Annotated in this window: 15 protein-coding genes; 7 read left to right on the top strand and 8 right to left on the bottom strand. The window is 63.5% G+C overall.

Annotation, left to right across the window (positions count from 1 at the left end):
- Positions 1-62: 62 nt before the first annotated feature.
- Genes ACBR42_RS00615 through ACBR42_RS00605 form a run of 3 tightly spaced genes read right to left on the bottom strand, consistent with a single transcriptional unit; the run spans position 63 to position 3,344 of the window.
- Positions 63-1,439: an MBOAT family protein gene (locus ACBR42_RS00615; protein WP_371207042.1), complete on the bottom strand. Its 1,377-nt coding sequence runs from the start codon at positions 1,437-1,439 to the stop codon at positions 63-65.
- Positions 1,439-2,671: an NAD(P)/FAD-dependent oxidoreductase gene (locus ACBR42_RS00610; protein ID WP_371207041.1), complete on the bottom strand. Its 1,233-nt coding sequence runs from the start codon at positions 2,669-2,671 to the stop codon at positions 1,439-1,441. Before ACBR42_RS00610 ends, ACBR42_RS00615 begins: the two co-directional genes overlap by 1 nt.
- Positions 2,672-2,675: 4 nt before the next feature.
- Positions 2,676-3,344, bottom strand: a complete 669-nt coding sequence (locus ACBR42_RS00605; RefSeq protein ID WP_102324678.1) for a glutathione S-transferase family protein — start codon at positions 3,342-3,344, stop codon at positions 2,676-2,678.
- A 166-nt stretch (positions 3,345-3,510) separates the two neighbouring features.
- Here ACBR42_RS00605 and minC point away from each other — a divergent pair, with 166 nt between their 5' ends.
- The 3 genes from minC (at position 3,511) to minE (ending at position 5,447) form a co-directional block, all read left to right on the top strand.
- Positions 3,511-4,248 (top strand): septum site-determining protein MinC, encoded by a 738-nt coding sequence (gene minC, locus ACBR42_RS00600; RefSeq protein ID WP_102324679.1) that lies wholly within the window; start codon positions 3,511-3,513, stop codon positions 4,246-4,248.
- A 111-nt stretch (positions 4,249-4,359) separates the two neighbouring features.
- Positions 4,360-5,172: a septum site-determining protein MinD gene (gene minD / locus ACBR42_RS00595; protein ID WP_102324680.1), complete on the top strand. Its 813-nt coding sequence runs from the start codon at positions 4,360-4,362 to the stop codon at positions 5,170-5,172.
- Complete coding sequence (gene minE / locus ACBR42_RS00590) at positions 5,172-5,447, top strand: cell division topological specificity factor MinE (RefSeq protein WP_110546920.1); 276 nt, start codon at positions 5,172-5,174, stop codon at positions 5,445-5,447. Before minD ends, minE begins: the two co-directional genes overlap by 1 nt.
- Positions 5,448-5,501: 54 nt before the next feature.
- Here the strand turns inward: minE and ACBR42_RS00585 are convergent, their stop codons facing one another.
- The gene (locus tag ACBR42_RS00585) at positions 5,502-6,176 is read right to left on the bottom strand and encodes a GntR family transcriptional regulator (protein WP_102324682.1); all 675 of its coding nucleotides are present in this window, start codon (positions 6,174-6,176) and stop codon (positions 5,502-5,504) included.
- Positions 6,177-6,420: 244 nt separating this feature from the next.
- On the opposite strand from ACBR42_RS00585, the gene ACBR42_RS00580 reads away from it, so the two are divergent.
- Both ACBR42_RS00580 and aldA read left to right on the top strand, forming a co-directional pair.
- The gene (locus ACBR42_RS00580) at positions 6,421-6,984 is read left to right on the top strand and encodes a bacterioferritin (RefSeq protein WP_102324683.1); all 564 of its coding nucleotides are present in this window, start codon (positions 6,421-6,423) and stop codon (positions 6,982-6,984) included.
- 135 nt (positions 6,985-7,119) lie between these two features.
- On the top strand, positions 7,120-8,568 hold the full coding sequence (gene aldA, locus ACBR42_RS00575; protein ID WP_110546922.1) for an aldehyde dehydrogenase: 1,449 nt from the start codon (positions 7,120-7,122) through the stop codon (positions 8,566-8,568).
- A gap of 75 nt (positions 8,569-8,643) precedes the next feature.
- On the opposite strand, the gene coaA is transcribed toward aldA, so the two are convergent.
- The gene (coaA, locus tag ACBR42_RS00570) at positions 8,644-9,621 is read right to left on the bottom strand and encodes a type I pantothenate kinase (protein ID WP_102324685.1); all 978 of its coding nucleotides are present in this window, start codon (positions 9,619-9,621) and stop codon (positions 8,644-8,646) included.
- Positions 9,622-9,924: 303 nt separating this feature from the next.
- On the opposite strand from coaA, the gene ACBR42_RS00565 reads away from it, so the two are divergent.
- On the top strand, positions 9,925-11,250 hold the full coding sequence (locus ACBR42_RS00565; RefSeq protein ID WP_371207040.1) for a glycerate kinase: 1,326 nt from the start codon (positions 9,925-9,927) through the stop codon (positions 11,248-11,250).
- Here the strand turns inward: ACBR42_RS00565 and ACBR42_RS00560 are convergent.
- From ACBR42_RS00560 to ACBR42_RS00550, 3 genes are all read right to left on the bottom strand, one after another.
- A complete protein-coding gene (locus ACBR42_RS00560; RefSeq protein ID WP_243705218.1) occupies positions 11,247-11,618 on the bottom strand; it encodes a hypothetical protein in 372 nt (123 codons plus the stop codon). The genes ACBR42_RS00565 and ACBR42_RS00560 overlap by 4 nt on opposite strands.
- A 101-nt stretch (positions 11,619-11,719) precedes the next feature.
- Positions 11,720-12,766 (bottom strand): recombinase RecA, encoded by a 1,047-nt coding sequence (gene recA, locus ACBR42_RS00555; protein WP_110546981.1) that lies wholly within the window; start codon positions 12,764-12,766, stop codon positions 11,720-11,722.
- Positions 12,767-12,948: 182 nt separating this feature from the next.
- Positions 12,949-14,370 (bottom strand): gamma-glutamyltransferase, encoded by a 1,422-nt coding sequence (locus ACBR42_RS00550; protein WP_110546924.1) that lies wholly within the window; start codon positions 14,368-14,370, stop codon positions 12,949-12,951.
- Positions 14,371-14,609: 239 nt separating this feature from the next.
- Here ACBR42_RS00550 and ACBR42_RS00545 point away from each other — a divergent pair, with 239 nt between their 5' ends.
- Positions 14,610-15,404: a DsbA family protein gene (locus tag ACBR42_RS00545; protein WP_371207039.1), complete on the top strand. Its 795-nt coding sequence runs from the start codon at positions 14,610-14,612 to the stop codon at positions 15,402-15,404.
- Positions 15,405-15,409 lie beyond the last annotated feature (5 nt).

Below are 15,409 nucleotides of genomic sequence, written 5' to 3'. Positions count from 1 at the left end.
CATCCGTTCAAATTGGGAAGTGCGGCATCATAATACCAGCCCCAACAGTACCGCGCACCGTATCAGAACTGGAAATAGATGAAGGGTTCGGGTGGCCTGCCCCCCATCAGGAACAGCAGCAGCACGAAGGCCACGCCCCCCGCCACCGCCAGCCAGGGTGCCGGACGCATGCGCTCAAGCACGGCTTCCTGCGATGATGGACCCACCAGCGCCACCAGCAGCGCCAGCCCCAGAACCACGGGATGCCGGACACTGGCCGCACCGATCCCCTGCGCCCCGCCGATCCCCGCCAGCATCCGGCCCGCCGTGGGCAGGTCGGCGGCACGGAACACCACCCATGTCAGCAGCACGAAAGCCAGCGTCAGCACCCGCCCACCCCATCGGGGCATGACCCGCCCCGTCCGCGTCCATACATGCGCCACCGCCAGCGCAGCACCATGCAGCAGCCCCCATAGCACAAAGGTCCAGCCCGCCCCGTGCCACAGACCGGCAAGGCCCATCGTGACCATCACATTGGCCACCTGACGCAGCGGCGCGCAGCGGTTGCCACCCAGCGGTATGTAGATGTAATCGCGCAGGAAACGCGACAGCGTCATATGCCACCGCCGCCAGAAATCGCGCACCGACACCGCCCGGTATGGCGCGTTGAAGTTGAAGGGCAGGCGTATCCCCATCATCAGCGCCATGCCGATGGCCATGTCGGAATAACCGGAAAAATCGAAATAGATCTGAAGCATGTAGGCAACGGCCGCGAGCCATGCCGCCGCCATATCCGGCGCATGTCCCATATGGGCTGCATCGAATACCGGCGTACACATGCTGCCCAGCGTATCGGCCAGCCCGACCTTCTTGCCCAGACCGACCAGCAGCAGCAGGCTGCCCCGGCCGATATTCTCCCACATCATGGCGCCACGCGGGCTGGCGTCGAACTGCCAGATCAGTTCGTTATGCCGCACGATCGGCCCCGCCACGAGCTGCGGGAAGAAGGTCACGAATTCCATGAAATCCGCCAGCCGGTAAACCCGCGCCTGCCCGCGCCCCAGATCCACCAGATAGGAGATTTTCTGGAACACAAAAAAAGAAAGTCCAAGCGGCAGCACCACCGGCCACGGCGTATGAATCCCCCCCGTAAGGGAGACCAGACAGCCCGCCAGCCAGTCAGCATATTTGAAACCGCCCAGCACCAGCAGGTTGCCCGCAATGCCCAGCCATAGCCATTCCCGCCTGCGCCGGCACCCCCACGCCATGGCCACCATCTGGTTGAACCCGACCATGCCCAGCAGGAAGGGTACGAACCGCCAGTCCCATAACCCGTAGAATACAAGCGACGCCGCAATCACCACGCCCTGCCGCGCGGCCCGGCTGCCCGATACGGCGTAATACAGTCCAAGCACCAGCGGCAAGAACACCACAAGGAAGGACTGCGAGGCAAACAGCATCAGCCGCTACGTTCCGCCACGGCCTGCCCCGCCGCATGGCCGCTGGACCATGCCCACTGGAAATTATAGCCGCCCAGCCACCCGGTCACGTCCACGGCTTCCCCCACCATGAACAGCCCCGGCACGTCCCGCGCTTCCATATCGCGCGAAGACAGGCCGTCGGTATCCACCCCGCCGCGCGTAACCTCCGCCTTGACGTAGCCTTCCGTGCCATGGGGGTTGAGCCGCCATGCGCCAAGCTGGTGCGCCACGGCGGTCAGGACGGCATCGGGCATGCCTGCAAGCTGTCCTTCAGGCAGGTAAGCCTGCGCGAAAACCTGCGCCAGCCGCTGCGGCAGCAGCATGGACAGCATGGCCAGCCCGCCAGCGCGCGGGCGGTCGCGCTTGATGTCCAGCACGCGGCGGCCCGCATCCACACCCGGCAGCAGGTCGATGTCCAGCGCCTGTCCCGGCTGCCAGTAGGATGACGCCTGCAATATGGCGGGACCGGACAGGCCACGATGGGTAAAGACCATGCCGTCGCGGAAAATGACCTCCCGCGCATGCCGCCCCGTCCCGCTGCGGCATGCGATGCCCACGTTGACGGACAGTCCGGCCAGCGGCTCCATCCATTCCCGGTCCTGCGCGCCAAAGGTCAGCGGCACCAGCGCGGGGGCCGGGGCCACGACACGCAGGCCGAAACGGCGCGCGAGGTCATGCGCCAGCCCCGTGGCCCCCAGCTTGGGAATGGACAGTCCCCCTGTCGCCACGATCAGGTTACGGGCGCGGAAAACCCCCTGATCCGTTTCAACCCGATATTCCCCGCCACCATCACGCGCCACGTCGATGATCCGGTGCGACAGGCGCATGTCCACCTGTGCCGCGGCACATTCACGCAGCAGCATGTCCACAATGTCACGCGCCGAACGGTCGCAGAATAGCTGGCCCGCCGCCTTTTCATGCCACGGGATGCGATGGCGCTGCACCAGGGCCAGGAAATCGGCGGCGGTGTACCGCGCCAGCGCCGACTTCGCAAAATGCGGATTGCCGGACAGGAACTGGCTGGCGCCCATATCCATATTGGTGAAATTGCACCGCCCGCCGCCCGAAATCAGGATCTTGCGGCCCGCATGCGGCGCATGGTCCACCACCAAGACCCGCCTGCCCGCCTGCCCCGCCGTGGCCGCCGCCATAAGGCCTGCGGCCCCTGCGCCCAGCACGATGGCGTCGCAGCCCGCGGTCTGTGCCTTCACGGCGCTAGAAGTCCAGATCCGCGTAATGGGCGGGCGGATTGATGCCGGTGATGCGGTCCTGTAGCAGGGAGCGGAAGCATGGGCGGCTCTTGATCCGGGCGTACCAGTCCTTTGCCGCCGGTGCCCGCGCCCAGTCCACGTCATCAAGGAAGTCGAGACAGGACAGATGCGCCGCCGCCGCGAAATCCGCCATCGACAGCATGTTCCCCGCCAGCCACTGCCGCGTTTCGGCCAGCCAGTCGATATAGGACAGATGGGTGCGGATATTGGCATATCCCGCCCGCAGCGCCGCGCCATCGGGATTGCCTCGTCCCGAAATGCGCTTCATCACCTTTTCATTAAGCAGGTTGCGCGATACCTCGCGGCCGAATTTCTCGTCAAACCACACCACCAGCCTGCGCACTTCCACCCGTTCGGCCAGCGTGCGGCCCAGAAGGGGGGTGTCGGGATAGGCTTCTTCCAGATATTCGCAGATCACCCACGAATCCGGAATGCACAGGCCGTTTTCTTCCTGTAGCATGGGGACCGTGCCGGCAGGGTTGCGGTCAAGGTATTCGGGACGCTGTTCCCAGATACGCTCGATCTTGAGTTCGAACGGCAGCCGCTTTTCCCCCAGCACGAGGCGAACCTTGCGGGAATACGGCGAAAGGGGAAGGTGGTACAGGATGCGCATGCTTCCGCTTTATTGCATCGGGCCGCCCTTCGCCAAGCCCCGAGTACGCATGAAAGAAAAAGCGCGCGCGCAGGGGCGGTGAAACAGCATCCACCCCTCGACAGTTGGCCCATGGCACGATAGCTGAAAACAGACACGCCCATTTACCATACAGGACAGGATCACGTTGCCAGACGAACTGCGTCCCCCACCGAAAATCCGCGCACGCGGGCGGTCGTTCCTTGCCCTGGTGCTTTCGCCCGAACCCGCGCTGGCGGACTGGCTGCTCGGGCTGGATGCGCAGATCGCGCGGTCCAGCACGTTCTTCGCGGGCAAGCCGGTCATACTGGACCTGTCCCTGCTGGATGCCGGAACCGAAGGGCTGGCCGGTCTCTATCCCGCGCTGCGTGAACGTGGCATCCGCATCATCGGCATAGAAGGCGGCGATCCGTCATGGCCCGCCTGCGCGCAGTGGGACTGGCCCGCCGGCTTCATGGGGGGACGGGCCTCCGGCGCCGTGGAAATCCCCGAGGATACGGCCACGGCCACCGCCCCCGAGGCGCCGCGCGGTTCATCCATGATCCTTGAACAGCCGATCCGCTCGGGACAGACGATCATGAACCCCGACGGGGACATCATCATCGTGGGGTCCGTCGCTTCCGGCGCGGAAGTGACGGCAGGGGGATCGATCCATGTTTACGGCCCGCTGCGCGGCCGGGCCATCGCGGGCATGAACGGGCAGCCGGACGCGCGCATCTTCGCCCATTCGATGCAGGCCGAACTGGCGGCTATTGACGGTTATTACATTACCGCCGAAGAAATAGATCCGCGCTACGTCCAGCAACCCGCGCAGATCATTCTCAGTAATGACACACTTGTTGTGCAGCCACTGGTCCCGCCGACATTCGCAGGCCGCAAAACCTGACGACATCGCACTGATTTCCCATTGCGCCATGCGCGCGCCAACCCATACAACCGTATCCATCAGGTCATGAACAAGAAAACACCCCCCAAGAGCGGACAAGGAACTACCCCAATGGCAAAAGTGCTGGTTGTCACATCCGGCAAGGGCGGCGTCGGAAAGACAACGTCAACCGCGGCACTGGGCGCAGCACTGGCACAGACCGGGCAGAATGTCGTTGTTGTCGATTTTGACGTCGGCCTGCGCAATCTCGACCTTGTCATGGGGGCCGAGCGCCGGGTCGTGTTCGACCTGATCAACGTGATCCAGGGTGACGCCAAGCTTTCGCAGGCGCTGATCCGCGACAAGCGGATCGAGACCCTGTCCATCCTGCCTGCGTCCCAGACACGCGACAAGGACGCCCTGACCGCCGAAGGCGTGGCCAAGGTGATGCAGGAACTGCGCGAAAAGTTCGACTGGGTGATCTGTGACAGCCCGGCGGGCATTGAACGTGGCGCCCAGCTTGCCATGTACCATGCCGATTACGCCGTTGTGGTGACCAATCCCGAAGTCTCCTCCGTGCGTGACAGTGACCGGATCATCGGCATGCTGGACAGCACGACAGAACGGGCGAAAGCTGGTGGCAAGATCGAGAAATACCTGCTGCTGACCCGTTACGACCCGGCGCGCGCCGCACGCGGCGAAATGCTGCGGATCGAGGACGTGCTGGAAATCCTGTCCATACCGCTGCTGGGCATCATTCCCGAAAGCGAGGAAGTGCTGCGGGCCTCCAACCTTGGTGCGCCGGTAACCATCAGCAGCCCCGACAGCCCGCCGGCCCGTGCCTATGCGGAAGCCGCGCGCAGGCTGGAAGGTGAAAAACTGGAAGTGACCGTGCCGACCGAACGCAAGGGGCTGTTCGCACGCCTGTTCAAAGGGAGAGGCTGATGAGCCTGTTCAGTTCCTTCTTCGGTCGCGGTAACAAGACTTCCGCCCCCGTAGCGCGTGACAGACTCCAGATCCTGCTGGCCCATGAACGCACGGGCGACGGTACGGAATCCGACCTGCTTTCCAAGCTGCATGCGGAAATCCTGCAGGTGATCAAGAAGCATATCCCCGTCGATCAGGACAAGGTGCAGGTCAAGCTGGACCGTGGCAACTCCGTCTCGATGCTGGAAATTGACATCGAAGTGCCGCAGCTCAAGTCATCGGACCGTCCGTAAAGGCAACGGCATATGGACAGGGCCGCATGCGGCCCTGTCCATGACAGAGACTGTTCAGGAAAGGCGGGGTTCGATCCAGCGGCGGGCATGTTCGAAATCCCGCGCGACCGCCGCCTGTGCCGCCGCCACGTCACGCTGGCGCAGGGCTGCGATCAGGTCTTCATGCGGATGGGGACGGCCTTCATGTTCCAGATGGATCATGGGGCGTGACAGCGCATAGATCGGGCCGATACGCATCCACAGGTTCCGCAGGATCGTGGCCGTAAGCGGCAGTTCGGCCAGAGTGGCCACCGTTGTATGGAAATCCGCATTGAAGGCGGCCATGCCCCCATCGTCACGCGCACGCGACGCATCCATGAACTGGCGCTGCAGGATGACCAGCGCCTCGATCCCGTGATCGGTCGCGCGCTGGGCTGCGGCGGCAGCCAGACGCATTTCCAGATCGGAACGCAGGTCATGGATTTCGGCAAAGCTGCGCTGGGTCATGGCGGGCACCACCGCCGTATTGCGGTCATTCAGTTCCAGCGCATGTTCGGATACCAGACGCAGCAGCGCTTCGCGTACCGGGGTGGGGCTAAGCCCCAGTTCGGCAGCCAGGGGACGCAGGACCAGACGTTCACCCGAACGATAGCGGCTGCGGATCAGCCCACGACGCACGTGGTCATAGGCTTCCTCGCTCAAGGCGCGGCGTGGAAGCTTTTCAGACTGGCCTGCGGTGAATGCTACCATGCCGTTGAATCATCCTTAATGCAAATAGGTCTTATTAATACGGATCAATAATGATCTATGCGTGAATGGCAACGCCTGAAAAAGCGAAAAACCATTTTTTGCTGCATTTGGCGGGATTCATGGCTGCTTTGTCATGGAAAGCCGCCCCGGCAGGGAACCCCCCGCCCCCCAGACCCGTTATCCCGGCACAGGTTCGTAACATGCCGCTTCCCATCACAAGACGGGGAGCAATAAGGAGACGACCATGGCCGACGTCGCAGAAAACACCTTCCTGACCGATGTGCAGACATTGCGCGCACGCGCGAAGCAGGCGATCGAAAAAGGTGCGCTGACCCCCGCCTACCAGGGCGACGTCAAGACCGCGATCGAACTGTTGCAGACGGTTGTCGCAACCGAACTTGTGTGTGTCCTGCGCTATACGATGCATTCCATTTCCGTCGCGGGCATCAACAGTGAAAGCGTCGCGGGCGAATTCGCAACCCATGCGAAAGAGGAACGCGCCCATATGATGTGGGCAGCGCAGCGCATAGACCAGCTTGGCGGTATACCCAACCTTGCGCCCGAAGGGCTGGCCACGCGTTCGGCAAGTGAATACGGTAAGGGCGGCAATCTGATCGAGATGGTGCGCCAGAACCTTGTGGCCGAACGCCTGGTGATCGAGCATTACCGTGAACTGATCCGCTACTTTGCCGACCATGACCCCACAACGCGCATCATGCTCGAAAAGATCCTTGCGGAAGAAGAAGAACACGCAACCGATATGCACGACCTGCTGGTTGCCCACGAAGGACATCCCTTCCTGTCCTGATTTCCTGCTTTTCAGCCACCGCGCACTGCGCCTGCCCTTTATGCAATCCTGTCCGCCCGCATGGGCGGGACGGGGGGCCTTGGCGCGTTCATCGTCCTGCGGTGGCCTTTTCCCATTTCAAACGGAGACCCCATAATGGCTGAGCCGAAAACCCGTGACCTGTTCATCGGTGGTGAATGGACCAGAGCTGAAACATCTGATCGTGACACCATCCGCAACCCCGCCACGGGCGAAATACTCGCCACGGTAGCCATCGCCAGCGAAAATGACGTCGGGCGCGCCCTGCGCACGGCACAGGAAGCCTTTCCCGCATGGAGCCGTCAGGTCGCGACGGACCGCGCCGATTACCTGTACCGCCTGATCGAACTGATAAAGCGCGATACCGAAAAGCTGGCGCGCATCATCACCAGTGAAAATGGCAAACCGCTGAAGGAAGCCCGGATCGAGGTCAACTTCGCCATCCAGCTCATCCGCTTCGCCGCCGAAAACGTGCGCAGGCTGGAAGGCAACATCATTCCCGGCAGCCGCCCAGGCGAGAAAATCCTGATCGACAAGATCCCCCACGGCGTAGTGGCTGGCATCTCGGCATGGAATTTCCCGCTGGCACTGACCGCACGCAAGCTGGGACCGGCCCTTGCCGCTGGCAACACTTTCGTCATCAAACCGCACGAACTCACCCCGCTTGCCACGCTGGCGCTGGCGGAACTGACGGTTGAGGCAGGCTTCCCCAAGGGCATATTCAATGTCGTGACCGGTGGCGGCGCGACCGTGGGCAATGCGCTGGTCACCAACCCCATCACCAAGCTCATTACCATGACCGGCAGCACGCCTGCTGGCCGCAAGATCATGGCGGCGGCGTCCGAAGGGCTGAAGGAAGTCCGGCTGGAACTGGGCGGCAAGGCCCCCTTCATCGTGATGGAGGATGCCGATCTGGATGCGGCGGTGGATGCGGCGGTGGCCGCGCGCTTCATGAACTGCGGTCAGGTCTGCACGGCCAATGAACGCACCTATGTGCATACGGCGGTGTATGACAAGTTCCTCGAGCGCCTGCGCACGCGGATCAAGGCGCTGCGGACTGGCGACCCGCTGGATGAAAAGACCGATATGGGACCGAAGATCAGCGCCGCCGAGATGGAAAAGGTCGATGGCATGGTCCAGAACGCCGTCAAACAGGGGGCGAAGCTGGAAGCCGGCGGCAAGCGCCTGACGGGCGGCGCGTATGACAAGGGCAATTTCTATGCCCCCACCCTGCTGACCGAAGTAACGGCAGAAATGGACATTGCACAGAACGAGGTGTTCGGCCCTGTCCTGTCGCTGATCCGGGTGCGTGACTTCGATGATGCGCTGACGCAGGCCAACAGGTCACGTTACGGCCTGTCCGCCTACCTGTTTACGCAGAGCCTGAAGAACATCATGCGCATGACGCGTGAACTCAACTTCGGTGAAGTCTACGTCAACCGCGAAGGCGGCGAAGCGGCGCAGGGCTTCCACCACGGCTATGGCGACAGCGGCATTGGTGGCGAGGACGGCCAGTACGGGCTTGAAGCCTATGTCACCACCAAAACCATCTATCTGAACGCCTGATCCATCACGGGTCACGTAATCAGGCCGCCCGGCGCAATCCGGGCGGCCTTTTTTACTGGCGCGCGGCCCGCGGGGTCAGATCTGACGCATCCACACGGTATCGACCGCGTGGCTGGGGCTTTTATGCATGACCACGCGGGCGCGTTCGCGCGTGGGCAGGATGTTCTGCCGCAGGTTGGGCAGGTTGATGCGGTGCCAGATATCGCGCGCCATGCGCTCGGCCTCCGGGCGGGAAAGATCGGCGCAGTGATGGAAATAGGATGTCGGCTTGCGGAACGCCGTCTGCTGCAGCAGCAGGAAACGCTGGACGTACCAGTCCTCGATCACATCGGTTTCCGCATCGAGATAAATCGAGAAATCGAAGAAGTCCGATGCCATGAACGGCTGTTCGGACACTGTCTGCAACACGTTCAGCCCTTCGAATATCAGGATGTCGGGCTGGTCGATCACCTGATACCGGTCTGGCACGATGTCGTAGGCCTCATGCGAATAGACCGGCACCTTCAGGTTCCGCTCCCCCGCTTTCAGCGCCGCAAGGAAGGAAATCATCTGCCGCAGGTCATAACTTTCGGGAAAGCCTTTGCGGTGCATGAGGTCGCGCTGTTTCAGCACCCGTGTGGAATGCAGGAAGCCATCGGTCGTGACCAGCGCGACATTGGGGTGATCGGGCCAGCGCGACAGCACGGCCTGCAGCAGTCGGGCAAAGGTGCTCTTGCCCACGCCCACGCTGCCCGCAATGCCGATCACGAAGGGCATCGTGACCAGTGGTGCGCCCATGAAGGCGCTCTTGACCATATGGTTCAGGCTGCGGGTGGCCATGACATGCAGGTTGAGCAGGCGCGAAAGCGGCAGGTAGATCTCGCTTATGTCTTCCAGCGAGACCGGCTCGTTACGCCCGCGCAGGGACGCGATATCCCCCTCCCCCAGCGACTGGGGCACATTCGCGCGCAACGCCGCCCATTCGGGGCGGGGAAAGATCATGTAAGGCTGCACCGCGCCATGGGAAGGCTGCGTGGAGATGACAGGACCCGCGTCCAGCACACAGTTCTCCATGCCCTTGTCCTTTCTGCTGTGGCGCCTGCCGGTGTGCGCAGGCCATCTGCGGCGTATCATCATCGTTCGCGCCAATCCAGACAGCGGTGGCCCAATTTAGCGTGTGCTTCCCCGGCCAGCCCGCCATTTCCGGCATCCTGACATAGACGTGACAATTGTGACACACCCCTTACCCCCACCCTGAATGATATGAAACAGACACGGCGGCAGCACGCGCCACTGGCCATTTTCGCGCTACCGAACCGTAAACCAGCGGCCCACGGAACCCCGTGGCGGACCGTACCGCATGATCCGGATACCGTAATGAACGACACGACCACACATCCGTTTTCCGCAATGACGCAATCCGTTCAGGCTCCCGGCTGGACCGACGAACGCGCGCGCGCCGTCCTGCGCCGCATTCTTGATGCCGCCATCCACAGCGCCATGCCCGATGTGGTGCTGGCCCGTTACCTGCCACCCCGGCCAGAAGGGAAATGCGTGGTAGTTGGCGCGGGCAAGGCGGCGGCATCCATGGCGGCGGCACTGGAGCAGGCATGGCCGGATGTGGACCTGACCGGCTGCGTGGTCACGCGCGACGGGCATACCACGTCCACGCGCCGCATCCGCGTGCTGGAAGCCGCCCACCCGGTGCCCGACAGCCGCAGCGAGGCGGCAGCCCGCGCCATGCTGGACGCCGTAAGCGGGCTGGGGCCGGATGATCTGGTCATCGCGCTGATTTCCGGCGGGGGATCGGCCCTGATGGAACTGCCACGGGCCGGGGTTACGCTGGATGACATTCGCGCGATCAACCGCGCCCTGCTGCATTCCGGGGCGAGCATAAACGACATGAACGTGGTCCGCCGCCACCTGTCCGTCATCAAGGGTGGGGGCCTTGCCGCAGCCGCCGCCCCCGCGCGGGTGGTGACACTGGCCATAAGCGACGTGCCGGGGGATGATCCGCTGACCATCGCAAGCGGCCCAACGGTCGCGGACCCCACCACACCGGATGACGCGCTGTCCATCCTCGCCCATTACGGTATTCCCATCCCTGAGGCGGTGCGGACGGTGCTGGCACAGGCAACCCCTGCACGCGCACCTGCGTCGGGATGCAGTTATACATTGATTTCAACGCCGCTCATGGCGCTTGAAGCCGCAGCGGAAACCGCGCGGGAATGCGGTCTTGCACCGCTGATACTGGGAGATGCGCTGGAAGGCGAAAGCCGCGATGCGGGAACATTCATGGCCGGGATTGCGCTCTGCGCCCGGTTGCATGGCCTGCCGGTGGCGGGCCCCGCCGTAATCCTGTCGGGCGGGGAGACCACGGTTACGATCAACCCGGCGGGGCCTGCGCCGGGACGGGGCGGCCGCAATACGGAATTCCTGCTGGCCATGGCCACTGCCCTGCAGGGACAGGCAGGAATATGGGCCATTGCAGCCGATAGTGACGGTATTGATGGCACCGAGGACGCGGCAGGCGCAACCATCGCACCCGATACCCTGCCCCGTGCCCGCAAGCTAGGCTGCGACCCGCGCGCCTACCTGCGCGCGCATGACAGCTACAGCCTTTTCCAGCAGACCGGGGATCTGGTCATGACCGGCCCGACGCTGACCAACGTCAATGATATCCGGATAGTACTGGTGACCTAGTTGGAGGATTTTCCCTGCCGCCCGTAGCTGACCTGCGTGTCCGGCACGACAAAATGCTTGCCGTCATCACTGTCGGCCGCATCGTCATCGCCCGCCTGATTGGCGTCATAGCCGGAGGAGATCATCTGCATCGCAGCCGAATCAGGCGGGGTATGATAGGCTTCGGTCTGGCTGTCATCATCATCGGGCACGCGGGCCAGACGTTTGGACAGGGGACGCAGCGCATCGCGCGCACTGGCGACATGATGCCCCCCACCAAGGGGTGGCGGTGATTCATCCACATCGGCCGGATCGTTATTGTCATCATGTCCCGCGCTACAGGACGCAAGACAGGCCAGCAATCCGATCATCGCAAGACGCGGTTTCATCCCGGCAGCCCTTATCCCCGCTTCATTTCCCCTCCCCCGGGCCGATACGCAGACCGGGGGGTGGAACGATAGCCCGCCATGACGGCACAGGCCAAGGGCGATCAGTCCCCGGCAGCTTCCTCACCGGGGTCGACCAGCATGGCTTCCGCCACGACACCGGCCTGTTCACGCACCCGGCGTTCAATATCCGCCGCCATTTCGGGGTGGTCACGCAGGAACTGCTTCGCGTTCTCGCGCCCCTGACCGATGCGCTGGCTATCGCAGGAGAACCACGCACCGGATTTTTCCACGATGCCGGCCTTGACCCCAAGGTCGATCAGTTCACCAACCTTGCTGATCCCTTCGCCATACATGATGTCGAATTCGACCTGACGGAAGGGCGGGGCCATCTTGTTCTTGACCACCTTGACGCGCGTCTGGTTGCCCGTGACCTCGTCCTTGTCCTTGATCGAGCCGATGCGGCGGATATCCATACGCACGGAAGCGTAGAATTTCAGCGCGTTGCCGCCCGTCGTCGTCTCTGGACTGCCGAACATCACACCGATCTTCAACCGGATCTGGTTCAGGAAGATCATCATGGTGTTGGAGCGGGAGACGGACCCCGTCAGCTTGCGCAGCGCCTGGCTCATAAGCCGGGCATGCAGGCCGACATGGCTGTCGCCCATGTCGCCCTCAAGTTCCGCACGCGGCACAAGGGCTGCCACACTGTCCACCACCAGCACGTCAACCGCGCCGGAACGGACCAGCGTATCCGCGATTTCCAGCGCCTGCTCACCCGCATCGGGCTGGCTGATCAGCAGGTTGTCCACGTCCACGCCCAGCTTGCGCGCATAGCCGGGATCGAGCGCGTGCTCGGCGTCGATGAAGGCGCAGGTGCCGCCCTTGCGCTGGGCCTCTGCAATGGCATGCAGCGCAAGCGTGGTCTTGCCCGAACTTTCCGGGCCATAAATCTCGACAATGCGGCCACGCGGCAGGCCGCCAATGCCCAGCGCGATATCCAGCCCGAGCGAGCCGGTGGAAATCACATCCACCTGTTCGCTGGGCCGTTCGCCCATGCGCATGATCGATCCCTTGCCGAACGCGCGCTCGATCTGGCTCAACGCCCCTTCCAGGGCCTTGCTTTTATCTATACCCGGAGCCTGTGCCATAGCCTGCCTACCCTGGTGCTTAATGAAGGTGATGAAACCGAGAACGGGCACCCTGCCCTGCAACGCCTGTACGGGACAGGCGATACATCATGCAGGTCAATATGGAACAAAACAGGACCATTTACAATGCCCCGTCATGACATCCCCCGATAAAACCCGGGGCGCGCGTCACCTGTAAGGACCTAGCGCGGCCCCATGGCCAGACCAGCCCCGCGCGGGTCGGTCGCGGCGGTGCAGGTCGCCGCATCCCCCGGCAGGCCCTGCGGACACGAAATGGCATTGACGCGGCCCTGCGTTGTGGCCGGACGCACCTCCGGCGTCTGACCCGCCATGATCTGGTGCATCTCGATCCCCACGGCGGCGGCGGCGTCATTCTGGCCCGACCCGGCGGCAACGGCACGGAAAGCACGGCCCTGACTGGCGATCGCAGCCGTTATCAGCGGCTGCGGCAGGCGCGCGGGGGACGCACCCAGCACGATGCCGGTATTGCCCGCCATGCGCCCGGTACCAAACAGGTTGTTCATGCTCAGGCTGCACGCAACCGCCATGCCTGCATGATCGACCACCGTGAACGAGGTGGATGCCGGAAGGGCTGGCAGCCCACCGCCCGAACCGCCACCGCCATTGACGAAAGCCTGCGCGCGGGCGGTCAGGTCATCGCCGGTGCCGCCCGCATGGTTGCCGTTCTGCGCGCGCCATGCGGCCACGCTGGCCTGTGCGCGCTGCATCGCATCGGACGTGGAAGTAGCACTGTAGGCCACCGCACTGCCCAGCCCGCCATCAGCAGGCGGGGGCAGGAAGGCGATCTGGGTTTCGCCACGGCTGACAACCAGTGGCAGCCGTTCGGAAGGAACCGACTGCCGCAGGTCGGATATCTGCAACCCGCCACCCGCGGCCTGACTGCCCGCGACAAAGGACTGGCCCAGCGCGCCATTATACAGATCGCCCACGCCCATGGCGCGAATCTGGTCCAGCGCACCGGACAGGTGCGTCTGCACCAGCGCATCACCTTCCGCCAGCGCCTTGCCATCCGAACGGCTGAACACCGCCCGCACACCCGGATCAGCCAGCAGCGGCACCTGCACCGCGGCAAGGTCACTGGCAAGCTGGCGGCTGACATTGATCCCGTTCGATGCCAGCGTAATCGCGTTGGGCAGCAGTTCGGAAAACGCAGCCGAACCATATTGCAGGTGCATGAGGTAAAGCCCGCGCGCCAGCATCGGCACGGCGGCGGGACGATCCGCAAGCGGCATGTTGGGCGCAGCCACCGTGCCCGCGACAGGCATGAACATGAAGGCGCGGCCGCCGTTCTGATCGCCCGGCCGGTAGGCCAGACACGCCCCGCCCGACCCCAGCGACGCACGCGAAGGCAGGGTGACAGCCAGCGCCATGCCCATGGCCGTTGCCGCATCCGCCGCATTGCCACCGCGCTGGAGGATGTCACGCCCGACCAGCGTTGCTTCCGGCTCATCAGCGGAAACCGTTCCGATCAGCGCCCCCGGCGACGGGCCAAACATATGGGAGACCAGCTTGACCGGCGAGTAGCGCTGAAGGGAACAGCCCGTGACGGAAATGGCCAGAACAGCCGACAATGCCGCACGCATGGATCGACGGGCAAAAGGTGTTATCGAATGCTCAGGCACGCACGCTTCTCCATGGGGCAGGTCGGCTTTATCGGTGAACCACGCGCACGCGACCGCGTGATCGTGGCAGGTATTCACGACTTAGCGGCCTTACGGGCCATCGGCAACAGCGATGCCCCCCTTGCGTCCGCATGGCCATTCCTTTCCTGTGCCCGATCCTCTACAGACACCCTATCCCGACATGACAACGGAGCAAACCCGTGACTTCCATTTCCCCACGCCTGCCCCGTCCACGCCTGCTGCACGCCGTGCTGGCCGCCGGGGCAATGGCCATGGCCATGCCTGCCGATGCGCCGCGCGCCGTGGCGGCTGACACCACCAGCTTCACCCCGGCCCAGCGGCAGGAAATTGTCGGAATCATGCGCGATGCGCTGAAGAACGACCCCACCATCCTGTCGGACGCCATCGCCGCCCTGCGCAGCAGCGCCAACGCCGCACAGCAGAATGCTGCCCGCAGCGCGCTGGAAAGCCATCGCAGCGACCTGCTTACCCCCAATGCCAGCGACGCCATACTGGGCACGGCCACGGCCCGTACCACCGTTGTCGAATTCTACGATCCGCGCTGCCCTTACTGCCGCAAGGTCCTGCCCGATCTCGATCGCCTCACACATGAGGACCACGACCTGCGCATTATCGAAAAGGTCATTCCCGTGCTGGGACAGGGCAGCCTGATTACGTCACAGGCGCTGGTGGCAGCCTTCATCCAGGGCGGGCAGGATGCCTATTTCCGCATGCAGCGCGCGATCATGAGCGATTCCACAGCCCCCACGGTCGAGCGCATGCGCACGCTGGCCACGCAGTCCGGCCTGAACGCCACAACGCTGGCCACCGACATGAACGGTCCCAAGGTGACGGCCATATTGCAGGCGAACATGGATCTGGCGCGGGCCATCGGTCTGGATGGTACGCCGACCTTTGTTTTCAACGCCCGCCAGATCATTCCCGGCGCTGTTGATTATGACGACCTGAAAAAAGCGATCGCGCAGAACCGTTAAGCCGG

Origin of the sequence: Komagataeibacter sp. SM21 (assembly GCF_041402665.1) — a bacterium.
In the GTDB taxonomy this organism is placed as follows: domain Bacteria; phylum Pseudomonadota; class Alphaproteobacteria; order Acetobacterales; family Acetobacteraceae; genus Komagataeibacter; species Komagataeibacter saccharivorans.
Note: the sequence above shows the minus strand (reverse complement) of the source record. Positions and strands in the feature narration are given on the sequence as shown.